At 51.1% G+C, this 20948-nt stretch carries 23 protein-coding genes; 18 read left to right on the plus strand and 5 right to left on the minus strand.

Annotated elements, in window-relative coordinates; genetic code table 11:
* From AC2FAJ_RS00670 to AC2FAJ_RS00740, 15 genes are all read left to right on the plus strand, one after another.
* Positions 1–663 carry a hypothetical protein gene (locus AC2FAJ_RS00670; RefSeq protein WP_234106026.1) on the plus strand — a complete coding sequence of 221 codons (663 nt, stop codon included), beginning with the start codon at positions 1–3 and terminating at the stop codon, positions 661–663.
* Positions 664–671: 8 nt separating this feature from the next.
* Positions 672–1226 carry a hypothetical protein gene (locus AC2FAJ_RS00675; protein WP_151712167.1) on the plus strand — a complete coding sequence of 185 codons (555 nt, stop codon included), beginning with the start codon at positions 672–674 and terminating at the stop codon, positions 1224–1226.
* Positions 1219–1842, plus strand: a complete 624-nt coding sequence (locus AC2FAJ_RS00680) for a phage baseplate assembly protein V (protein ID WP_234106027.1) — start codon at positions 1219–1221, stop codon at positions 1840–1842. The genes AC2FAJ_RS00675 and AC2FAJ_RS00680 overlap by 8 nt, the downstream gene beginning before the upstream one ends.
* 38 nt (positions 1843–1880) lie before the next feature.
* On the plus strand, positions 1881–3350 hold the full coding sequence (locus tag AC2FAJ_RS00685; protein WP_234106028.1) for a phage tail sheath family protein: 1470 nt from the start codon (positions 1881–1883) through the stop codon (positions 3348–3350).
* Positions 3347–3853 (plus strand): phage major tail tube protein, encoded by a 507-nt coding sequence (locus tag AC2FAJ_RS00690; protein ID WP_023311220.1) that lies wholly within the window; start codon positions 3347–3349, stop codon positions 3851–3853. The genes AC2FAJ_RS00685 and AC2FAJ_RS00690 overlap by 4 nt, the downstream gene beginning before the upstream one ends.
* A 55-nt stretch (positions 3854–3908) precedes the next feature.
* Entirely contained in the window at positions 3909–4196 is a 288-nt protein-coding gene (locus tag AC2FAJ_RS00695) for a phage tail assembly protein (protein WP_023311221.1), read from the plus strand.
* 114 nt (positions 4197–4310) lie between these two features.
* On the plus strand, positions 4311–6119 hold the full coding sequence (locus tag AC2FAJ_RS00700) for an AAA family ATPase (protein ID WP_234106029.1): 1809 nt from the start codon (positions 4311–4313) through the stop codon (positions 6117–6119).
* Between the two features lie 5 nt (positions 6120–6124).
* A complete protein-coding gene (locus AC2FAJ_RS00705) occupies positions 6125–6586 on the plus strand; it encodes a phage tail protein (RefSeq protein WP_371863641.1) in 462 nt (153 codons plus the stop codon).
* Entirely contained in the window at positions 6561–6776 is a 216-nt protein-coding gene (locus tag AC2FAJ_RS00710; protein WP_048701713.1) for a tail protein X, read from the plus strand. Before AC2FAJ_RS00705 ends, AC2FAJ_RS00710 begins: the two co-directional genes overlap by 26 nt.
* 1 nt (position 6777) lies before the next feature.
* Positions 6778–7896 carry a contractile injection system protein, VgrG/Pvc8 family gene (locus AC2FAJ_RS00715; protein WP_234106030.1) on the plus strand — a complete coding sequence of 373 codons (1119 nt, stop codon included), beginning with the start codon at positions 6778–6780 and terminating at the stop codon, positions 7894–7896.
* A gap of 37 nt (positions 7897–7933) precedes the next feature.
* A complete protein-coding gene (locus AC2FAJ_RS00720; protein ID WP_048701710.1) occupies positions 7934–8281 on the plus strand; it encodes a GPW/gp25 family protein in 348 nt (115 codons plus the stop codon).
* The gene (locus AC2FAJ_RS00725) at positions 8271–9185 is read left to right on the plus strand and encodes a baseplate assembly protein (RefSeq protein ID WP_234106031.1); all 915 of its coding nucleotides are present in this window, start codon (positions 8271–8273) and stop codon (positions 9183–9185) included. The genes AC2FAJ_RS00720 and AC2FAJ_RS00725 overlap by 11 nt, the downstream gene beginning before the upstream one ends.
* Positions 9178–9729 carry a phage tail protein I gene (locus AC2FAJ_RS00730; RefSeq protein ID WP_234106033.1) on the plus strand — a complete coding sequence of 184 codons (552 nt, stop codon included), beginning with the start codon at positions 9178–9180 and terminating at the stop codon, positions 9727–9729. The genes AC2FAJ_RS00725 and AC2FAJ_RS00730 overlap by 8 nt, the downstream gene beginning before the upstream one ends.
* Before the next feature lie 2 nt (positions 9730–9731).
* Entirely contained in the window at positions 9732–11372 is a 1641-nt protein-coding gene (locus AC2FAJ_RS00735; RefSeq protein ID WP_234106035.1) for a phage tail protein, read from the plus strand.
* Positions 11372–11983 carry a tail fiber assembly protein gene (locus AC2FAJ_RS00740; protein WP_234106036.1) on the plus strand — a complete coding sequence of 204 codons (612 nt, stop codon included), beginning with the start codon at positions 11372–11374 and terminating at the stop codon, positions 11981–11983. Before AC2FAJ_RS00735 ends, AC2FAJ_RS00740 begins: the two co-directional genes overlap by 1 nt.
* Positions 11984–12043: 60 nt before the next feature.
* Here AC2FAJ_RS00740 and AC2FAJ_RS00745 read toward each other — a convergent pair whose 3' ends face one another.
* Together AC2FAJ_RS00745 and AC2FAJ_RS00750 are read right to left on the minus strand one after the other, a co-directional pair.
* The gene (locus AC2FAJ_RS00745; protein ID WP_062935964.1) at positions 12044–12796 is read right to left on the minus strand and encodes a glycosyltransferase family 25 protein; all 753 of its coding nucleotides are present in this window, start codon (positions 12794–12796) and stop codon (positions 12044–12046) included.
* Entirely contained in the window at positions 12796–14046 is a 1251-nt protein-coding gene (locus tag AC2FAJ_RS00750; RefSeq protein WP_234106037.1) for an O-antigen ligase family protein, read from the minus strand. Before AC2FAJ_RS00750 ends, AC2FAJ_RS00745 begins: the two co-directional genes overlap by 1 nt.
* 508 nt (positions 14047–14554) lie before the next feature.
* On the opposite strand from AC2FAJ_RS00750, the gene AC2FAJ_RS00755 reads away from it, so the two are divergent.
* The 3 genes from AC2FAJ_RS00755 to AC2FAJ_RS00765 all read left to right on the plus strand — a co-directional run bounded on the left by AC2FAJ_RS00755 (position 14555) and on the right by AC2FAJ_RS00765 (position 17644).
* On the plus strand, positions 14555–14974 hold the full coding sequence (locus AC2FAJ_RS00755; RefSeq protein ID WP_062935978.1) for a translesion error-prone DNA polymerase V autoproteolytic subunit: 420 nt from the start codon (positions 14555–14557) through the stop codon (positions 14972–14974).
* 2 nt (positions 14975–14976) lie between these two features.
* Positions 14977–16245: a Y-family DNA polymerase gene (locus AC2FAJ_RS00760; protein ID WP_234106038.1), complete on the plus strand. Its 1269-nt coding sequence runs from the start codon at positions 14977–14979 to the stop codon at positions 16243–16245.
* 235 nt (positions 16246–16480) lie between these two features.
* A complete protein-coding gene (locus tag AC2FAJ_RS00765; RefSeq protein ID WP_234106039.1) occupies positions 16481–17644 on the plus strand; it encodes a RelA/SpoT domain-containing protein in 1164 nt (387 codons plus the stop codon).
* A 203-nt stretch (positions 17645–17847) separates the two neighbouring features.
* Here AC2FAJ_RS00765 and AC2FAJ_RS00770 read toward each other — a convergent pair whose 3' ends face one another.
* From AC2FAJ_RS00770 to hflD, 3 genes are all read right to left on the minus strand, one after another.
* Entirely contained in the window at positions 17848–18519 is a 672-nt protein-coding gene (locus AC2FAJ_RS00770; protein ID WP_234106040.1) for an SOS response-associated peptidase, read from the minus strand.
* A 407-nt stretch (positions 18520–18926) separates the two neighbouring features.
* Positions 18927–20297: an adenylosuccinate lyase gene (gene purB, locus AC2FAJ_RS00775; RefSeq protein ID WP_014883421.1), complete on the minus strand. Its 1371-nt coding sequence runs from the start codon at positions 20295–20297 to the stop codon at positions 18927–18929.
* A gap of 19 nt (positions 20298–20316) precedes the next feature.
* Positions 20317–20946, minus strand: a complete 630-nt coding sequence (gene hflD, locus AC2FAJ_RS00780) for a high frequency lysogenization protein HflD (RefSeq protein WP_485453703.1) — start codon at positions 20944–20946, stop codon at positions 20317–20319.
* Between the last annotated feature and the right edge of the window lie 2 nt (positions 20947–20948).

Below are 20948 nucleotides of genomic sequence, written 5' to 3' on the forward strand. Positions count from 1 at the left end.
ATGGCACGTGAGTCCAGACTGCGACGGGATTTGCCCGTCGATATCGATGTGGATGCCATCTGGCGGATAGCAGAGCATATCGGTGCCACCCATAAACAGTTTCGGGCGGCATACTCCCGCGCCCTCAAACGTACCGCCGCCACTTTACGTAAAAAAGCGATGGCAGACCTGAAAGACGGGCTGGCTCCCCGCAGCCTGGATCTGGTGCGCCGGCGTCTGCTTTCCTTTCGTCTCGATCGCGCTTCTCAGTCACAACTTGATAATTTTCGTCTCTGGTTCGGCCTGAATGCCATCAAGGTAAAGGATCTCAAAGGGCGAATTAACGGGCGGGTAAGACCTCATCATTCCCGGCGGGATAAGTCCACCGGGCGATTTATTAAGGCGCGACGTCAGGCAGAAAACGTCGGATTCACACCAAAAGGCAGTCTGCTTTCCCCACGGACATTTGAAAACGGTGAGGTGGCACGCTCCCGTCGGGAAAACAGACGCACGGTGGTCATACGCGATCCTGACACCCGGCGGACCCGGGAGGCAGAAGTGGATATTTATGAGCCGATGCTCAACTACATCGAGGATAACGCCTTTGCGGAGGCGATGGAGATTTTTATGCATCACTTTGAAACCGATCTGCGCGGGCGCGTGAAAGTCCGTATTTCTGTCTGAGGTGGACCATGGCTGAGCCATTGCTGCTGGGGCAGTATCACGATGCCGTTACCGGCGCGCTGAAAAACATTGCGTGGGTGCGGGACGCCGATGCGTACCCGGAAAAAAATATCCCCCGCTTTACCGGACTGATCACCCCGGCAGTCTATTTCTCCATTAACGGCTGGGAGCAGGGCGGGGGCAACGAGGGGCAGCTCAACGTCAATCTGTCCTGCGATTTGTTCGTGGTGGTGGATGCAGCCGGGGCTGGTGTCAGTCGCCCGGAAATTTTCCTGCGCACGGCGGCAGCGGACATTACCCAGTGGATTGACGGCCAGCTGTTCGGCCTGACCAGTCTGGAGCCTGCCGTGTTTATCGATGCGGCACGCGATGAGTTTGATCCGCGCATGGATGATTACCTTGTCTGGCGCATTTCATTTACCCAGGCAGCCGCCTTTGGTGCCGATCCGTTTGCACAGCTGAATGCCCCGCTGAAAGCTGCCTGGCTGGGCAAGGCACCGGATATCGGTCGCGCACATGTGGACGATTACCAGCTGATATACGAGGCAAAACCTGATGAGTGATATCGAGGGCGATTTACAGCGCCGTCTGGCGAATATCGTGCGGCGCGGGGTGATTCATTCCGTTAAGCATGACGGTATACCGAAATGCCGGGTGGACCTGGGCGACATCACCACCACCTGGCTGCCGCTCTGCCAGGGCTTCTCGGGTACTAACCGGGCAGACTCCAATCCGTATGCGGTGGGGGATGCGGTCACGGTGCTGTCGGAGGCGGGCGAACTCAATAATGGCCGGGTGTTTCCGGGCTGGAATACCGGCGGTCTGCCGGTGCCGGCGGGAAGCGACAGTGAACATATCACCCGTTACGGGGATGGTACTGAAATCCGTTATAACCGTGCCGCACATGCCCTGACCATCACCCTTGCAGAGGGGGGAACATACAAAATCATCGGGAAAGGCACGCTGGACGGCCCGGTGGAAATCACCGACACCCTGACCGTTCAGGGGAAAACGCAGATAAATGCCGACACGAACGTGACCGGAAATATCGGGGCGACACAGGAGATTTCGGACGGTACCGGAAAAATGAGCGGGATCCGCGAAACCTACAACGGCCATGACCATAAAGAAAATGGTGACGGCGGTGGTACCACGAATCCCCCAAATCAAAAAATGTGACCTGCCGCGGCAGGTTTTTTTATGCCTGGAGAAAATGAATGGCGAATTTACATGGTGTGGAAACGATCGAACTGACATCCGGTACGGTCGCGGTCATGACGATCCAGACGGCGATTATCGGCCTGGTGGGTACCGCGCCGGATGCGTCTGCAGGTATTCCGGCAGGCGGTACCGTCGGAACACCCATCCTGGATAACGTTGTGAATTTTGCTGCAACGGTCAAAGGCAAGGCGGGCAATGTCGTGGTGGTTGACGCGGTAGCCGGCGTCCCTGATGCGGAAAATCCTGCTGAGGTGGCGACGACAGCTGTCTGGGATGCGACGGCTTTAAGGCTGACCATCACGCTGGGCTGTGATGAGAGTGGCAAGCTGACGGCAACGCCAGCAGAGGTGGTCACGGCCGTGGGTGCGGTGGCGGATGTGAAAGTGACCGCGAAGGGTACTGGCAGCGGTATTGTCACGCCGTTCAGCCTGCAGCTGTCCGGTGGCGAGGATGAGCCGTTCCCGCTGAATACGCCGGTGGCAATTGTCGGTACCACGATGCTCTCCCGCCTGGGTGAGCAGGGCTCGCTGAAACAAGCGCTGACCGAAATCAACGATCAGCGCAATGCCCTGACGGTAGTGGTGCGTGTTGCTGAAGACGCTGACGCCGCGAAACAGCGGGCTGCGGTGCTGGCAGGTATTGGCGCGCTGTCATCGGCGAAATCGGTCACAACGTATCAGCCCCGTATCGTCATCGCGCCGGGCTTCAGTGAAGATGATGCAGTGGGCAAGGCGCTGGAAACCGTTGCCGGCAAGCTGCGGGCAGTGGCGTATGTTGATTGTGCGTCTGGTGCCACGCTGCAGGAAGTGGTCCAGCGGCGTCAGTCCTATGGCATGCGCACTGAGCTGTTGCGCCCGCGCGTTCAGGTCAGCAATGCCGACGGCCAGCTGGTCTACCGCCCGTATTCAGCGTTTGCGGCGGGACTGCGCGCCCGTATCGACTTTGAGAAGGGCTGGTGGTGGAGCAAATCCAACCAGGATATTAACAACATCCTCGGCGTGGAGCAGATCGACGAGTTCATTCTCGGCGATGAAAACTGCGATGCGAACCTGCTCAACATGCAGAACGTCTCCACTATTATCCGACGTGCCGGGTTTAAGCACTGGGGTAACCGCCTGTGCGGAACCAATCCCCAGTGGCGCTTTGAATCGGTTCGTCGCACTGCAGACGTCATCGAGGACAGCATTCAGGAGACGATGCTGGAATACGTTGACCGCCCGCTCGACCGGGAAAACGCCGACGACATCATCGGGACCATCAACGCCTATATGCGTCAGCTGATCGGCCTCGGTGCCATTTTCGGCGGTCGTGCCTGGCTGGATGAGGAGCTTAACACCGCGGAGAGCATGGCGGCGGGTGTGCTGTACATCAACTATGACTTTGGTCCGAAATCGCCGACTGAACTTATCAGCCTGCGCGTCCGGGTGAATAACAACTATGCGCTTGAGGAGATGCTGGCAGCATGAGCGAAAAAAACACGTTACGCGTCTGGACCTTCTTCCGGCAGGGGATCCGTATTCAGGGCGCACATGAATTTACCCCGCCGGCATTGTCCATTGTCAAAACCGATTTGCGCACCGGCGCACAGGACGCTCCCTCTCCCGTGGATGACGGCATGGAGGCGCTGACCTGCCAGCTGAAGTTTTACGGGGTGGACACGGACATGCTGACTGCCTTTGGTTTTGTCAGTGGCAGTCGCCCGCGTTTTACGGCGTATCAGGGCTATCTGGCGAACGGCACCGCGCTGGGCACCATCGAGGAGATCGAGGGCTTTGTGCAGACCGTCACGCCGGATGCGCGGGGCAAGGACAGCCTGTCCGAAAATGCCGTCACAGTGGACATCGCCGTGAGCTATTACCGCCAGACCAAAGACGGCCGCGAGCTCTTTGAAATTGATACGGAGCGGTTCTCGCGCCGGGTGAATGGCGTGGATGTGTTGTCCGGCTTGGCGGCGAAAGTCCGTCTCTGAGCCTGTCTTTATCCTGTAACGGCCTTCGGGCCGTTTTTACTTTACGGAGAGTGTTATGAGTTTTCCTGGTGAAACCCGCGTTATCAAACTGTATTCCCCTGTTTCCTTTGAGAACGGTGGCCTGCTCGAACAGGTGACGCTGCGCGAGCCGCTGGTGCGCGATCGCATTGCTTTTTCCAAGGATCGGGGCAGCGAAGAAGAAAAAGAGGCGCGCATGATTGCGCTGCTGTGCAATCTCAGTGAGCAGGATATCTGGCAGCTGACAGCGGCAGATTATGCGCAGCTGCTGGACGCATTTAATGTTTTTATGCTCCCGCCCGGGGAGCGACCGAAAGAAGCCTGATCCGGGCGATACGCTTTCTCGGGCGGCGCCTGCATTTTCCCATGACGGAATACTTGGATATGCCGTTCAGCGTGTTTTCTGATTTTCTCACCGACGAAGTGGAGGCGGTAAATCGTGGCCGGACTAAGCCAGAATCTTAAGGCCGTCATTACGTTTGGCGGCAATATCGACAGCTCATGGAATCGTTCAGCGAACGGCCTGCAAAAGAGCCTGAAGGACGTCGGGAAGCAGTCAGAAAAACTGACCAAAGACCAGGCGAAGCTGGCGGCGGAGATTAAAAAAGCAAAGCTTGCCGGGCAGAGCCTTGGCGATCTGAAACGGCGTTACAGCGATGTGTCCCGTGAAATCCGTAAAACGGAGTCTGAACAGCAGAAGCTGAACCAGCAGATGCAGAAGGCGCAGCGGCTGGCGTCATTTAAAGGGGCCGGTAAAGGCCTGTTTCGCCGCGGTCTGGGTATCGCCGGACAGCTGGGCGGCATGGTGGCACCGGGGCTGGCGATCGGCGGCGGTGGGGTGGTGGCTTCCGCGCTGGGCACCCTGATAGCACCGGCGGCTACCAATGCGGAGACGGCCCGACGTGCGGGCGTGGCGAAAAGTTATGGCGTGGACATCCCGACGTTTGATGCCTGGGACACCCTCGCAAATCAGTACGACATGAACGGCGAGAATATCGGCGATCTGTTTGAGGAGTATCTGCACAAGGCAGGGGAATACAAGCAGAACGGTAAGCAGGGCTCGCTGCAGGACGCGTTTGAGACGCTCGGGTTTAAGGCGGGGGATTTGGCCGGGCTCAGCGATATGGCACAGTTTGAAAAAATCGTTGAGCGCGCGCTCAGCCTGCAGGATGAGTCGAAAGCTTCATTTGCGCTGGATTCGCTGTTTGGCGGCGAGGCCAGCAAGCTCCTGATGCTGCTGAAGCAGTCCGGGAAGAGTTACCGCGACCTGATGGACGAGCAGCGCCGGTATAACCTCGTCACGAAAGAGGGGGCTGAAGGTGCAATGGAGGGCAACCGCGCTATTACCAACCTGCAGACCGTGTTCTCTTCTGCGATGGCGGAAATCTCCGGCCAGCTGGGTAACGAGCTGGCACCGGATGTGCGCCGTCTTACTGATGATCTGGCAGAGTGGTTTAAAGGCGGCGGTATCAAACGCATTGTCAGTTTCCTGCGTAATGATCTCTATCCGGGCGTGCTGACGTTCGGGCAGGGAATTGTTTTTGTCGGGAAGGTGGCGTACGCGCTGGCAAAAAAACTGTCCTGGCTGCTGCCGGATGAGCGAAGCGATCAGCGGGATGTCCTTAAATCGCTGGCCATGACCGGGTCGGTTGATATCGCCCGGATGACAGCGCAGCGAAACGGCCAGGGACAATGGTTTGAACAGCAGCTAAAGGAAAAGCCGGACCTGCCTGACGATGTGAAAAAATCTTACCGGGATACGCGGGGCTTTTTCCGTGATGACGAGGAGGCATTCAACACCACCCTCGATAAGTATATGACTCCCGAGAACAGCGGCGGACTGTTCGGGCCGGATGGGTTAATGAAGCCGGCACAGCCGCAGTCTGTCACGCCCGGTACCGGCCCTACGGCATGGGATCATTATCCCCGGACCCTGCTGTCGCCGTTACCGCCAGAAACATCGCCGCAGGTGGTACCGGGCATTACGGAGCAGGATTCACTCCAGCAGGTTACCAGCACAGAGGCTGAAGGTCGCTGGGATATGCTGCTGCAGAAGCTGGATTCAGCAGATGCTCCCGCCGCACCCCGACAGCTGACAGACAATCGCCGCTTTGAATACCGGTTTGAAATTCATGGTGCACCCGGGCAGGACGAGCGGGCGATTGCTGATGAGGTCGAGGGTATGACGAAAAGCAGCCCTGCTTTTAATGGTAATAACAGCATGCTGGACGGAGGGCAAATCTGGTGAGTGAAATCATTCCTGTTTTTGAAGATTTCGGGCAGGCCGGTGCCAGCGCGGCGCGTGGTGCCCAGGCCGCCAGGGTGATGATGATGCTGGGCGATTTCGCATTTTCCATCGATACCACGGCGTATAACCAGCTGACCCGTGAGGCCAGCTGGCGATGGAGCGAGCAGGAGCGCATCGGCAAACAGGACCTGTTGCAGTATACCGGCAAGCCAGGGCGAACCGTCCGGCTTGAAGGTGAATCGCATGCCTTCTTCCGTAAGGGGGTGGATGCCGTTAACGATCTCTACGATCTCGCTGACCAGAACAAGCCACAGCAGCTGGTCAGCGGTGAAGGGGATGTACTGGGCTGGTGGGTGGTGCTCGACTTCTCCGACACGACAAACCGTTTCCTGCCCGGAGGTGGCCACCGAAATAAAAACTGGACGATGACGCTGAAACATTATGCCGACGACATATCAAACCCGTGATGGTGATGTGCTGGATGCAGTCTGCGCTTTGCATTACGGCACGGAAAACCTGTCTTATATCGTGACGCAGGTGCTTGAAGCGAATCCGGGGCTGGCTGATGCTGGCGCGGTTTATCCGTCTGGTCTGTTTATAACCCTGCCGGATCTGGCCCCGCCGGTTCAGGACTCAGCTTTCAGCCTGTGGGATTAATATGACTGAACAGATTGTGAAACCGGAATACGCGCCGGCGTTCAGCGTCACCGCGGAGGGTAAGGATATCACCCGCGCGCTGCAGCAGAGCCTGGCAGAGATAACGCTGACCGATTACGGCGGCGCCACAGCAAAAGCGGATGAGCTGAAAATCACGTTACTCTCAGAAACCCTCCCCTTGCCGACAAAAGGCGCGCGGCTACGCGTGGCACTGGGCTTCAACGACCAGCTGGTGGATAAAGGCTGGTTTGTGGTGTCCGGCGTCGGCAGCAGCGGTCCTCCGCGGCGTATCGAGATTTATGCCACGGCCGCGCCCATGAATGCGCAAAAACAGCCCGGCGATGTGCTCAGCCAGAAAACACGCAGCTGGGATAATCTTCGGCTGGCGGATCTGGTTAAAACCGTGGCCACAGAAAACGGTCTGGTACCGAAAGTGGCCACGGAACTTGCGAATATCCATATTGACCATGTTGATCAGGTTGCGGAGTCTGACGCCAACCTGCTGACCCGACTGGCCCGGACATGGAACGCGGTAAGTAAACCTTCCGGCGGATACTGGCTTTTTCTCAGGCAGGGCGCAACGGCTAACGCCTCAGGTGAGCAGACCGTGGAAATGGTTATCACCCCGGAGGAAGTCTCAAACTGGTCATACAGTGAGGGCGAGCGGGGGAGTTCGACGGGGAAAGCCACCGGCAGCAGCGGTAAGTCATCAGGAAAAATCGGTGTGCGCTATTACGATGAAGCGGATGGGAAGACCAAAACCACTACGGTTGACCATGACGGCCCCTCGATGGCGAATCCCTATACCCAGCCCGCAAAGGCCACTGCTGACCAGCACGCCAAATCGAAAAAAACGCAGGCCCGGCGCAATGAGCAGAAAATGACGGTGACGGGACCGTGCCGCCCGAAACATGTCCCGCTTACGGCAGAATCCGGCGTTTCCACGTCCGGCTTTGGCGAGCGGGAAGATCGTGCCTGGGTGGTGGAATCGCTGGTCTATTCCCTGACGCCTGCCGGATTCAGCTACACGTACAACCTGGTGGTTGATATCCGCAAGCCTGCGAAATCCTCAAAAAAATCCGGCAGCAAGGATAAAACCGGCCCGGATTATTTCGGTTAACTCTCCGCCCCTGGCGATCCACATACGGAAAAACATTATGAATGGTGTAAACAGCCGGACCGGTAAACGCCTGTCCGGCAGCGATCATTTGCGCCAGTCCGTCAGCGATATCCTCTCCACGCCGCTCGGCAGCCGTGTGCTGGTTCGTGATTATGGCAGTGACCTGTTTTCGCTGGTGGACAACCCTCGCGACGATCTCACCCGACTGCGGATTATCGCGGCCACGGCCTCAGCGCTGGCGCGCTGGGAGCCACGGTTGCGGGTCACGCGTGTGATGGTCACTTTCCCGGCCGATGAAACAGGATGTGTCGTCGATATCGAGGGGATCAACAAAGAGAATAATCTCCCCGTGAGCACCGGAGGAATACAGATTTATGGCAAGTAGTTACGACGTAATTAACCTGTCCGCGCTGGCGGTACCGGATGCCATTGTGGTACCGGATGCCGCCGATATTTTTACCCGCTGGCTGGCGCGTCTGCGCGAACTGGATCCGGAATTCGACGCTCTGGTTGAATCAGACCCGGCGTATAAACAGGGGGAAATCAACGCCTACCAGCTCACCCTGGCGTTTCAGCGTGTCAATGATGCAGTACGCGCTGTTTTCCTTGCCAGCGCCAGAGGAGTCGATCTTGACCAGATAGGTGCGAGTTTTAATGTTTCCCGCCTGGTGATAAATCCCGGCGACCCGGATGCCGTGCCACCCGTCGATCCTGTCTATGAAGACGATGACGCTTTCCGTGAGCGTATCCAGCTTTCGTGGGCGCAGCTGAACACGGCAGGAGCGCGCAACGCATACCGCTTTCATGCCAAATCCGCGGATAACGATGTGCTGGATGCGGATGCCTATGGCCCGGAAACGCACAACCGCCCGGGTGAAGTGGATGTCTATATCCTGTCGCGAACCGGTAATGGTGAGGCCAGCCCCGGCCTGACGGAAAAGGTGATGAGCGAACTAAGCGCCGATGAGGTCAGGCCTCTGACTGATTATGTCAGTGTCAAAAGCGCCACCATTGTCAGCTATGCGGTAACAGCTGAACTGGACATACCCGACGGACCGGATGCGCAGACGGTGCTGGAGAATGCCATCAGCACGCTGACCAGCTACACCCTGCTTTCACATCGCATAAACGGCCTCGTGCCGCTTTCCGCGATTTATGCTGCACTCCAGCAGCCCGGCGTCTCCAGAGTCAGGCTGATAAGTCCGGTCGCAGATCTGGAAGCGGCCGCCGGGCAGGCTCCCTGGTGTAGTGCGATAAACGTCACCCGCAAAGGAGGCTCCGGTGGATAAATTTCGTTCCCTGCTACCGCCCTCCGCCATTCAGCCTGAGCGGGCGCAGGAGCAGGCCAGCTCGGAGCAGATCACCGCACTGGATACGGGCATGGTGCGTAAGGTGAAAGACCCCGATACCTGCCCGGCGCACTTGCTGCCGTGGCTCGCATGGGAGTTTGCGGTTGATTCCTGGGAAGACGACTGGACTGAGGCTGAAAAGCGGCAGGTGTTAAAAGATGCCGCCTATGTTCATCAGCATCGCGGTACTGCCGGCGCTGTCAGGCGGTCACTGAGCGCTGTCAGTCTCCCGACGACCGTGGTGGAGTGGTGGGAGGATCAGCCGCATAAGGCTCCCTACACCTTCCGCGTTGAGGTTTACAGCCTTCAGGAAGTTGATGACGCTTTGTATCAACGTATTCGGCGGCAAGTCGATAAAGCGAAGAACCTGAGGAGTCTGTTGACCTCCATTGACGTGATTGCCGACCTGGGCACAAAGGGAACTTATTATACCGGCGGTGCTGTTACCGCCTGGATTGATGTCGATATTGAGGCAGGAGTGTAGCCATGGCTGATAAATATTACAGTATTCTGACCAACAGAGGTAAAGAGCTGGAGGCGCAGTCTTCTGCGACCGGGAAACCCGTCATTATTAAAGATTTTGTGGTGGGTGACGGTAATGGTCAGCCCGTTACGCCTGATCCTGCAAAAACAACACTGAACCACGAAGTGTATCGGGCGGGGATTTCAGCGTTGCAGGTCTCACCGGACCAGGCTAATCAGTTTATTGCGCAGCTGGTACTGCCTCCCGATGTTGGGGGCTTTGTTGTTCGTGAGGTCGGGCTGTTAACCGATGCCGGCGAACTGTATGCCGTGGCGAACTGTGCAGCAATTGAGAAGCCGGTAAGTGGCATCAGTGTAACGCTCCAGTTTCGCCTCGCCGTGTCAGAAACGGCGGATATTGAGCTTAAGGTGGCTACCGGGGATGGCCTGTTCCTTCGCCAGGATGCAAACCTGCGCGATGTGAAGAATGCCAGTGAATCCCGGAAAAATATTGGGCTGAAAGGTGCCGCTGTACTGGATGTTGGTACAACGGCGAATACAGTCGCCGCCGGGGATGACCCTCGTATCGTTAATGCCCTGCAGAAAGAAAATAATCTTTCTGATGTCCAGGATAAGGCGTTAGCCAGAGAACATTTAGAACTCAGGGCGGCGGCTGTCAGGGATGTTGCTGACAATGCAGCGGGTGCTCTCGTGCCGGTTGGTTATAAAGGGAACTTTAGTTCCGACTCGAATCACGGCGCGATTGATTTTGCGACTTACCCCTTTGTCGTCGGTGAATCACTGTTTATAGATACCCGTGGATGTACCAACACCCCGCCATTCCTGACGCAGGATTTTTACTATATCGATGTCGTATGTGCTACCGGCCCCGCTCAGGGGGGAAGGGTAAATCGGCCGTTAGTCCAGTTCGTGAGTTACACGAATTCTAAGTTGATCCTCGCCATTCGTGAGGATGATGGCAACAATATCGGCTGGCGGTATTTCAGGGCGGTGCAATACGATACTGATAATAATACTGTTACCATCCCTGGGGCGCTTAAGGCTGTCAATGGCGGTGCAGAGCTTTCACAAAATGCGATAAACATTCGTGGGGCAGGGAATAAACACCTCTGGTTTTTTAATGCTTCCGGTGCAGAAATGGGGCTCGTTTATGCCTCTGACGATAAAGTGCTTCATTTACGCGCAGCGCAGGGACCGTCAGTAGATATTCAGTCAAATGGAAATGTGATTGCGCCTAATTATCTTGAGGCCAAGGATGATATCCATTCAGGGCGAAACATCAGCAGTGTGGGGCTGATTCAAGCAGGGGCGGGATTGTACGATACTCCAGGCGTGCGAGCATACTCCCCAAACTATATGCCCGCATTTCCTGTTACCAGCGTTAACGGGATGCAAGGGGCGGTCGTTATTGATACAAGTCAATATGCTCCGTCGGCATGGGTTGCTGCAAATTTCTTGCAAGGAGGGATCCGGCTGGCTTCACCTGGAACGGCAGATAACGGAAATAATGATGGTAACTTTGCATATGCTCCAGATGGGGCTGTAGTTACTGCTGTGATGCAAAAGACAAATTATACGGCAATACAATTTCGATATATTCAATATAACATCAACGGCAACTGGTATACTGCACGGGTATCTTAATGGAAATGCAATCAGGCGTGTTTAAAAAATACAACCCATTAGAAATCTGGGAAAACTATACAGCGGAGCAGGTCGCTAAGTTTTCAAAATGTGAACTTGAATTATATTACATTGCAAAAGCTCCAGATATGAATGTCGTTTTTCTAAGGGATGAGTATGGAAATGATTGGTATCAGTGGTTAAAGACGCTCTCCAAAAATACTCTAAAAATATCATACAATCCTGATACCAAAAAAATAATCCATTTTTCTTATGATGCTAGTTTGATATTCCCTATTAATCAGATTGTAGTTGAAGTCTTACCTGAAAATGTGCCAGATGGGTTTGATGATGCTGGGAATAATGCGTTTGGAGATTCTTTCATCTTTGATAAAGGGAAAATCATCACTGCACCAGTGGATCATGAGTTAAAAGCTCAACGAAAAAAACAGGAGTTATTAGCCTACGCAAATAACATAATTGAGCCTCTTAAAGATGCTATTGATTTAGGGATGGCAACAGAAGAAGAGCGAAATACTTTATTAGCGTGGCGGCAGTATCGTGTGCTTTTATTGCGCGTTGATACATCGCATACATCTAAAATAATCTGGCCGATAACACCTTCGTCATAGTTGCAGGAGATTTATAAAGTATATATTAAGAAGCGCTGATTTTTATCAGCGCTTGGAAAATCACTGCTTGATTATTTTCTGAAATGGACGATGAAAAAGAAGGGTGCAAGCTTTAGCTATTTTGACTTTAAAGGAACGGCTTGAATAAATAGCCTTCCATGCTTCATTCTTTTTTTTCATTGTTATATCATCATTCCGATTGCCGATGGTGGTTACACTCTCATAAACTGGATTGGTGTTGATGTATTCAGGTATAATTCCACGTAAATTAATAAATCCGAATTCTTTAAATGTTTGCCACTGATCGGCTACGCACCAAACAGGGAATAATTTTTTGTAAAGAATGCGAGCGGCGGCCTTATTTATAATATAAGCATGAGAAAAGGCTGCATTATAAACATCATGAACAGTATGTCCGTTAGCTAATTTTAAAATACTTTTATTGTTGTAATGGTTAACTCTAGAAAGCAAATAAACATATGGAATGTTTTTTGGGATTGATAACTCAATTTCATCAAGAAAAAGAGAAATATCTTCAGGTAAGAAAATGTCATCCTCAAGCACTAGCGCACAATCATCTTTGGAAGCATCCAGCGCTTTATAAACTGTCAAATGGCTCAGGGAACATCCAATTTCCCCAGGAGTCACCGCGTAGCTATGTTCTCTTTTCAAAAGAGAAAACACATTTTCTGGAATACATTTTCCGTTTACAGCTGGAATTAACTCGTAATCAAGATTTAGACGCTTTGCTTGGGATTCCATGGATTCCCTTCGTTCAGTATCGCCTTCCAGATTAATAATATATATTTTCATTATTTAGAAGCTCCTTGCCAATAATTACTTGCCATACTTGAAAGAATAATTGTAGTGGAAAATATAACTATCAATTCTATTGATGTCAACAATACATCTGTGGAACCATAGAATAAAACTGCTAAGGTAGGTATGCCAATTGGTCCAATTATAGCTGGATGGCTACTTTTAAAAATCAACATAAAGAAAAAAACAAACAACACAAGTATGCCGAAAATACCAAAAATTGATGCGTACTGAATAAATTCATTATGTAAATGCACTGTTAGATAACCTGCGGCTTCTGATTTTTCATTAGTATTTTTCAAAAAACTAATTATTTCATTATTTCGATGAGTCTCACTTTGTCCAAAAGGTGATTTAGCAAAAGCCATTGCTCCAAGTTTCCACATGCTGAATCTGGCTCCCAGAGATGTATGGTCATTTCCAAGATTGTACTCCCTTATTTCAATCATTGTGGAATCGAGACGATTAATTATTATTTTGGAATTTAAGGAAGCAACAACTGCTAATGACAAAACTGAAAGAATCAGCGTCTTGAAATTAAGTAACTTATCTCGCCACATCCATGAAAGAAGCAACAGCAAGCCGAGCAAAGGATGGATAAGCATGGCCGCTCTTGTTTGAGTTAAAAAAATGATATAAGTGGAAATTATAAGAACGATTAATTGAAATAGATACTTCTTTTTAGTTGTAATAGTAGCTGCTATGATCGCTGAAAAAGCTAATGAAAATGCACTGAAAGCATATGCCGTAAGAGTTGCTCTATTAATGCCAAGAAGAATGCGCGTATCGCTGTTTATTCCTTGCAAGATCCCATAAGTGCTTGCAACAATGAAAGCTAAAGTCATCACTGATACTATGATCGTAGCGTTTGGGAATTTCTTTAGCTTATCCTTACCGTTTAAGATAAAGAGAGAAATTATTGCTGCTATAAGCCATCTTTTTCCTGGTGTATATAACAATTCAGAAGATTTTTCTCCTGATAAAAAACCAGATAACAATGACCATCCCAAGAAAAGAACAGATAGCATCAAAAAAGAAAAAGTAATCCTGTTGCAATTTATTTTCTCTTCTTTTTTGAATACGTTAAGTAATAAACCTGCTAGCGATAAATACCCGCACCAATAAAATATTACGCGCGAAGTTTTTTCATGGATAAATGCACAAGGCAGCACTACCAATAAAAGCGTAAATGTTGTTATGTAAAGTGCTTTACTAATGAACTGCACTTGTTGTGAATTAATCATTTTTTGCATATCCTTTGATCATCAACTCTTCTTGATATGTTGTTGTTAACATTAATCTCAAATTCTAGTGAAGCCCCTTCCTCATTTTATGCTAACTGAGTAGCCTGACTATATGCAATAGCGAGCTGCCTTGAGTTGCTTAGTGCTCGAGCTATCGTAATCATTTCCTCAGTCTGACCCAGAGTGAATTTCTCCGCTTCATTGCACGGCATCACCACTTGGCTGGAGAGAATCACATGCTTCAGGCTACGGGCAGGTCGATTCTAGATTAGTGATAAAGGAGTGTTTAGGTTGAAAACTACTGTCCGTTGCATGCAAGAACGAGCAGTGGCTTAAATCTGCTCACATAGAGTTGCGGCCCTAAAATTTACAAAACTCATAATTCGAAGCGACATATAAACTTAGAAACGAAACGGCGAAGCTTTAAGCAGTCAGGGTAGTACCTCTGTCTTGCGCGCTCACTCAAATGAAACTACTGTATATAAAAACAGTATTTGAGGTGTGCAACATGGAATTTATCAGGCCTGCAGAACTGCGCGAAATTATCGCTCTTCCGCTTTTCAGTGACTTAGTCCAATGTGGTTTCCCAAGCCCCGCAGCTGATTACGTTGAACAGCGTATCGATCTCAATGAGCTACTAGTTTCCCACCCCAGCTCAACATATTTCGTTAAGGCGGCCGGCGACTCAATGATCGAAGCAGGGATCAGCGACGGTGATCTGCTGGTGGTGGATAGTTCCCGGACTGCTGAGCACGGAGATATCGTAATCGCCGCTGTAGAAGGGGAGTTCACTGTTAAACGCCTGCAGCTGCGCCCGACCGTGCAGCTAAATCCTATGAACAGCGCCTACAGTCCGATTATTGTTGGCAGTGAAGACACGCTGGACGTTTTTGGCGTCGTGACTTTCATCGTTAAATCTGCGAGCTGAATATGTTTGCTCTCTGTGATGTGAATTCGTTCTATGCATCATGCGAGACGGTGTTTCGACCTGATTTGAGGGGGCGGCCGGTGGTCGTGCTCTCGAACAATGACGGCTGTGTAATAGCACGCAGCGCCGAGGCCAAAGCTGCTGGAATTACTATGGGAGAGCCTTTCTTCAAGCAAAAGGAGCTTTTTCGGCGCGCTGGCGTTGTTTGCTTCAGCAGCAACTATGAGCTGTATGCTGATATGTCGAACCGGGTAATGACGACGCTCGAGGAAATGAGCCCTCGCGTCGAAATTTACAGCATTGACGAAGCTTTTTGCGACCTGACAGGAGTGCGCAATTGCCGGGACCTGACAGAGTTTGGCAAAGAAATTCGCGCTACAGTCCTCAAGCGCACACACCTGACAGTAGGAGTGGGCATTGCGCAGACAAAAACACTCGCAAAGCTGGCCAACCACGCCGCAAAGAAATGGCAGCGGCAGACGGGTGGGGTAGTTGACCTCTCAAATGTTGATCGCCAGCGCAGACTGCTTTCTGTGGTACCTGTAGAGGACGTCTGGGGTGTTGGTCGCCGAATCAGTAAAAAGCTAAACGCGATGGGTATTAAAACGGCCTTAGACCTTTCAGAGCAGAGTACGTGGATAATCCGGAAACACTTTAACGTGGTACTCGAACGCACTGTCCGAGAGCTGCGAGGCGAACCCTGTCTTGAACTGGAAGAGTTTGCCCCCGCAAAACAGGAAATCGTCTGCAGCCGGTCATTCGGCGAACGCGTTACCGACTATGAGCAGATGCGCCAGGCTATTTGCTCTTATGCCGCCCGCGGTGCTGAAAAGCTCCGTGGTGAGCACCAGTATTGCCGCTTTATCTCAGCGTTCGTGAAGACCTCTCCCTTTGCTCTTAACGAACCATATTACGGTAATAGCGCCTCAATGAAGTTGCTCACGCCAACGCAGGATAGTCGCGATATTATCAACGCCGCGGTAAAGTGCCTGGACAAAATTTGGCAGGATGGGCACCGGTACCAAAAAGCTGGCATTATGCTCGGGGACTTCTTCAGTCAGGGCGTTGCCCAACTGAACCTGTTCGACGAGAACGCACCACGGGCCGGTAGCGAAAGGTTGATGGAAGTGCTCGATCACCTGAACGCAAAAGACGGAAAAGGCACGCTCTACTTTGCAGGGCAGGGCGTTCAGCAACAATGGCAAATGAAGCGAAAAATGCTGTCGCCTCGATATACGACAAGATATTCAGATTTGCTTAGAGTCCGATAAATTTTCATGATGTCTATGTCCGCTTTGTGCAAACAGCAGACATTAGAAACATGTTTTATGGCATCTAGTACCAACTAGTGTAATGTCTAGGCTCATTGGCTCACCAGATCCCGTTACAGGAAAAAGTCCTAGAGAGCTAGTAACGTATAAACTTAAAGGTTAATATAAGGGGTGTTGTAACTTGCTCATATCAAGATGATATAATTAATTATAATTCCATATCGGAACAATACAAATGAAAAATGATACAGTGAATATCAGTGCCCTTACACTAAAGGAATTCTTGGATAATAATTGCTTGACTGCAGAGCAATTTGAAAAAGCTGATTTTTCGTGGGAAGAATTGCTGGAAATTGGATCGGCGCACTACGATAACATCCCCGCCCTCTCTGAAACTGCAGGACTTATATCTTCGATATTACAGCAAGGAGAAGATGTACACTCTGTTCGCTGGAGAATTAAAGATCCAGAGCATCTAATGGCTAAAATAATAAGAAAAAGAAATGAAGATGAGATTAGTGAAAAGTATCGTACTATAACAAAGGATAACTACACCGATGTAATAACTGATTTAATCGGTATTAGAGTGCTGCATCTTTTCAAAGAAGACTGGGAAAAAATTCATAATTATCTTGATTCAAAATGGGAGTTTCAAGAATCGCCAATAGTTTATATTCGCGAAGGCGATGCTCCAGATATAAATATAGAAGGCAGTGTTGAGAAAACACATCCAGCAGGGTACAGATCCGTTCATTATATAATATCAACTAGACTACTAAAAAATCGTATTTACACGGAAATTCAAGTTAGGACAATATTTGAAGAGGCATGGAGTGAAATAGACCATCGTGTTAGATATCCAAATTTTAAAAGCAATGAAATATTAAACTATTTCCTATTGATTTTTAATAGATTTGCAGGCAGTGCGGATGAAATGGGCACATTCGTTCTCTCTTTAAAAAATGAACTTAAAGAATCAATTGAACGAGGCATCAAAATATCCGAGATTGAAAAAGAAAAAGAAACATATCTTGCAAAAATTGATGAATTAGTTAGTAATCTTGAGGCTGATCAAAAAATTACCGTGCAAACAAAAAATGAATTAAAACAAGTGAAGGCAAAACTTGATTACTTCCAAAAGAAAGAAGACGCTCTCTACAGAAAGTCATTGTTTGAAAGATTAAATATTGATGGCTCTTTAGGTTCTATTCATGACTTGTCATCCAAGTCTAATGGTTTATTCGGTAATTTAGAAAACAAAACCTCTAGAAATAAAACATCAAGGGGATTGATTGACTCTCTCACAAATAGTAATGAAGCACTCAGGAAAATGAAAATTTCAATCGAAGATCTTAATTTAGATGGTGATGGAATGCCAAGAAAACCGCCTAAAAAATAAATGGTTATCAAGGAAAAATTATGGTAGATGATTTTTTAGTATCATCTACCGATTTATTGTTATTTGAGTATTAATAATTTATTTGTTCGAATCAAAAAAGTAGATTATAAAAAGATTCATCCTACTACACGCTATGTGGACATGGCTCTAAAGAGATTCTGATGCTCGCTCATTTTAAACGTGAAAGATCTCTTTTGACATTACTATTGTGATGCCTCGATGAGCTCCGGACCTTGGTTTTTTACATTACCCACGGCGCGCGTCACGGCGTGCCAGATAAACTTGTCGGCGGGCACTGAGCCGTCGGTCGCTATCTCTTCAGCTTCTTTGCCGCCTATATCCTGGCGCATCCACTCCCGGGCCGCTTCAGGCGACAGAACCAGTGGCCGGCGGTCGTGAATGTCGACCAAACCTTTGTCAGCTGCAGACGTCACTATCAGAAATCCTTCCGCTTCATCGCCGCGCTCAAATGGTGTGCTGCCGATTGCAGCCATAAATATCGGCTGACCGTCTGCCCGGTGAATGAAATATGGCTGCTTCTTGTCGCCTTCCTTTTTCCATTCGAACCATCCATCCGCAAAGCAGATTGCTCGGCCGTGTTGCCACAGCGGTTTAAACATTCGGCTTGATGCCGCCGTTTCGACGCGCGCGTTAATCAGTGGCGGTTTATCCCACCATTCTGGCGCATATGACCACAGGACCGGATCAAGATGCAGCTGCTCGTCGCGTTCGCTCAGCAGCAGAACTTTGGTACCAGGCGCCACGTTGTACCGGCCAATATGTTCTGGATCATACGCGATGTCACGATCGGCTTCATTGGCTAGGTATGCCAGATATTCTTCACGGGTTTGGGCTTGTGCAAAACGTCCACACATAGAAACCTCCAGTCAGTCAGAATGAAAGTATAGGGCAGGGAGAAAAAGTAGCGCGCTGGTTAAGTCTTACAAACGGATTCGGGGCGATTATGCTGATGAGTAAGAGAGGCATAAAGCGATAGGTTGTGAAACTGGAAGGAGCTACGCAAAAGGGTCAATTTTGGGGGCAAATTTGGGGGCAAAATTGAGCCGGGGGCATGATTTGGGGCGTTAAAATGACCTATATTGTCCGATAAAGTCCACACAGTAGTTTTTGTAAGTCACTGATTAATAATTAAGTTACTGATTTCATGGTGGGTGTGATTTTTACCAAACAGTCTAACGCTGATTATGTTGCTGTGGGGATAAACATTCAGTAAACCGGGGAAAAGCAACCCCCTTTTCGGGCGGAAAGGGGGGTAAGGACGTTATTTCAGCTCGTCAACCATGGTGATGGCGCGGCCAATGTAATTCGCCGGGGTCATGGCTTTCAGGCGGGTTTTCTCTTCTTCCGGCAGTGCCAGACCGTCGATAAACTGTTTCATGCCTTCGGCATCGACGCGTTTACCGCGTGTCAGCTCTTTCAGCTTCTCGTACGGTTTTTCGATACCGTAGCGGCGCATCACGGTCTGAATCGGCTCTGCCAATACTTCCCAGTTGTGATCCAGCTCGTCCAGAAGACGGTCACGGTTCACTTCGAGCTTGCTCACGCCCTTCAGGGTGGACTGATACGCGATCAGCGCGTAGCCAATGCCCACGCCCAGGTTACGCAGCACGGTGGAGTCGGTCAGGTCGCGCTGCCAGCGGGAAACCGGCAGCTTGCTCGCCATATGCTGCAGCACGGCATTCGCCAGGCCCAGGTTGCCTTCGGAGTTTTCGAAGTCGATTGGGTTCACTTTGTGCGGCATGGTGGAGGAGCCAATTTCCCCGGCGATGGTCTTCTGCTTGAAGTGGTTCAGCGCGATGTAGCCCCACACGTCGCGATCGAAGTCGATCAGGATGGTGTTGAAGCGCGCGATGCAGTCAAACAGCTCTGCAATGTAGTCGTGCGGCTCAATCTGGGTGGTGTACGGGTTCCACTGGATCCCCAGAGAGGTCACGAACTCTTCGCTGAACTGATGCCAGTCCACTTCCGGGTACGCGGCAATGTGGGCATTGTAGTTACCGACCGCGCCGTTGATTTTACCCAGAATTTCAACCTGCTCCAGCTGACGGTATTGGCGCTCCATACGGTACGCCACGTTCGCCATCTCTTTACCCATCGTGGATGGGGTGGCTGGCTGGCCGTGAGTACGGGAAAGCAGCGGAATGTCGCGGTATTCCACGGACAGCGCTTTCACCGCGTCGATGATTTTACGCCAGTAAGGCAGCACCACTTCTTTACGCGCGGTGGAGAGCATCAGCGCGTGAGACAGGTTATTGATATCTTCGGACGTACAGGCGAAGTGAATGAACTCGGATACCGCATGCAGGGCCGGGACGCTTTCCACTTTCTCTTTCAGGAAATACTCAACCGCTTTCACGTCGTGGTTGGTGGTGCGTTCAATGGTCTTAATACGCGCGGCATCTTCTTCGCTAAACTCAGCAACGATTTTATCAAGGTAATCGTTTGCCTTTTCGTCAAAAGCAGGAACTTCCTTGATTGCTGCCTGGGCGGCCAGCTTCTGCAGCCAGCGTACTTCAACCTGAACACGGAACTTCAGCAAACCATATTCGCTGAAGATCCCGCGCAGCGCGCTGACTTTATCGCCGTAGCGTCCATCGACAGGGGATACGGCGGTCAGTGAGGATAATTCCATAATTCGCAACTCCGGGAGGTTAACAATGAGCAAGAATTTGTTTTGCCTGAGTAGTCAGGCGATTACGAGAAAACATTAACTGCAGGCGGCCACCGCCAACCTGATGCCACAGCACGGCGGCGCGGATCCCAGCCAGCAGGGAAGCGCGGACCTTCGCCTGCACCTGCGGGCTTTGCAGTACGGCAGGGGAGCCGGTGACCTGAATGCGCGGGCCCAGCGGGCTGATGACGTCAACGTAAATGCCCGCCATGGCGCTCAGCAGCGTTTCAGACTGCAGGTCAAAAAGGTCGAGCTGACGCTGTAGCCCAGCGATGCGATCGCCCAGGGTATTGAGCGCGCCTTTCGCCGCGCTCAGCTTACGCTCAAGCACCATCAGGCTTAAGGTGTAGCGGGTCAGTTCCGCGTTTAACCCCTGACGGCTGCTGGCGTTAAGCACGCCAAGCAGGGTTTCAAGACCGAGACGAAGATTGGTTTCGCTGCCGCCGAACACGCCCAGGGTTGAACCGGGGTTGAGGTCGATAACGCTGTTGAGCGAAACGTGCAGGGCATCAGCGTCACAGTGACCCTGATGCGCCAGCTGTTGCACCAGACGAGCAGACTGGCAAATTCCTGCCAGCGCAAGGGTGATGTCATAATAATTCTTCGCCACAC

It is taken from the genome of Enterobacter cloacae complex sp. 385G4, from assembly GCF_057320665.1.

What these genes read in the sequence shown, in the direction of transcription:
- AC2FAJ_RS00670 (WP_234106026.1), top strand. Translation starts at nt 1, where the DNA reads ATGGCACGTGAGTCCAGACTGCGACGGGATTTGCCCGTCGATATCGAT.
- AC2FAJ_RS00675 (WP_151712167.1), top strand. Translation starts at nt 672, where the DNA reads ATGGCTGAGCCATTGCTGCTGGGGCAGTATCACGATGCCGTTACCGGC.
- AC2FAJ_RS00680 (WP_234106027.1), top strand. Translation starts at nt 1,219, where the DNA reads ATGAGTGATATCGAGGGCGATTTACAGCGCCGTCTGGCGAATATCGTG.
- AC2FAJ_RS00685 (WP_234106028.1), top strand. Translation starts at nt 1,881, where the DNA reads ATGGCGAATTTACATGGTGTGGAAACGATCGAACTGACATCCGGTACG.
- AC2FAJ_RS00690 (WP_023311220.1), top strand. Translation starts at nt 3,347, where the DNA reads ATGAGCGAAAAAAACACGTTACGCGTCTGGACCTTCTTCCGGCAGGGG.
- AC2FAJ_RS00695 (WP_023311221.1), top strand. Translation starts at nt 3,909, where the DNA reads ATGAGTTTTCCTGGTGAAACCCGCGTTATCAAACTGTATTCCCCTGTT.
- AC2FAJ_RS00710 (WP_048701713.1), top strand. Translation starts at nt 6,561, where the DNA reads ATGCCGACGACATATCAAACCCGTGATGGTGATGTGCTGGATGCAGTC.
- AC2FAJ_RS00715 (WP_234106030.1), top strand. Translation starts at nt 6,778, where the DNA reads ATGACTGAACAGATTGTGAAACCGGAATACGCGCCGGCGTTCAGCGTC.
- AC2FAJ_RS00720 (WP_048701710.1), top strand. Translation starts at nt 7,934, where the DNA reads ATGAATGGTGTAAACAGCCGGACCGGTAAACGCCTGTCCGGCAGCGAT.
- AC2FAJ_RS00725 (WP_234106031.1), top strand. Translation starts at nt 8,271, where the DNA reads ATGGCAAGTAGTTACGACGTAATTAACCTGTCCGCGCTGGCGGTACCG.
- AC2FAJ_RS00735 (WP_234106035.1), top strand. Translation starts at nt 9,732, where the DNA reads ATGGCTGATAAATATTACAGTATTCTGACCAACAGAGGTAAAGAGCTG.
- AC2FAJ_RS00740 (WP_234106036.1), top strand. Translation starts at nt 11,372, where the DNA reads ATGGAAATGCAATCAGGCGTGTTTAAAAAATACAACCCATTAGAAATC.
- AC2FAJ_RS00745 (WP_062935964.1), bottom strand. Translation starts at nt 12,796, where the DNA reads ATGAAAATATATATTATTAATCTGGAAGGCGATACTGAACGAAGGGAA.
- AC2FAJ_RS00750 (WP_234106037.1), bottom strand. Translation starts at nt 14,046, where the DNA reads ATGATTAATTCACAACAAGTGCAGTTCATTAGTAAAGCACTTTACATA.
- AC2FAJ_RS00755 (WP_062935978.1), top strand. Translation starts at nt 14,555, where the DNA reads ATGGAATTTATCAGGCCTGCAGAACTGCGCGAAATTATCGCTCTTCCG.
- AC2FAJ_RS00760 (WP_234106038.1), top strand. Translation starts at nt 14,977, where the DNA reads ATGTTTGCTCTCTGTGATGTGAATTCGTTCTATGCATCATGCGAGACG.
- AC2FAJ_RS00765 (WP_234106039.1), top strand. Translation starts at nt 16,481, where the DNA reads ATGAAAAATGATACAGTGAATATCAGTGCCCTTACACTAAAGGAATTC.
- AC2FAJ_RS00770 (WP_234106040.1), bottom strand. Translation starts at nt 18,519, where the DNA reads ATGTGTGGACGTTTTGCACAAGCCCAAACCCGTGAAGAATATCTGGCA.
- purB (WP_014883421.1), bottom strand. Translation starts at nt 20,297, where the DNA reads ATGGAATTATCCTCACTGACCGCCGTATCCCCTGTCGATGGACGCTAC.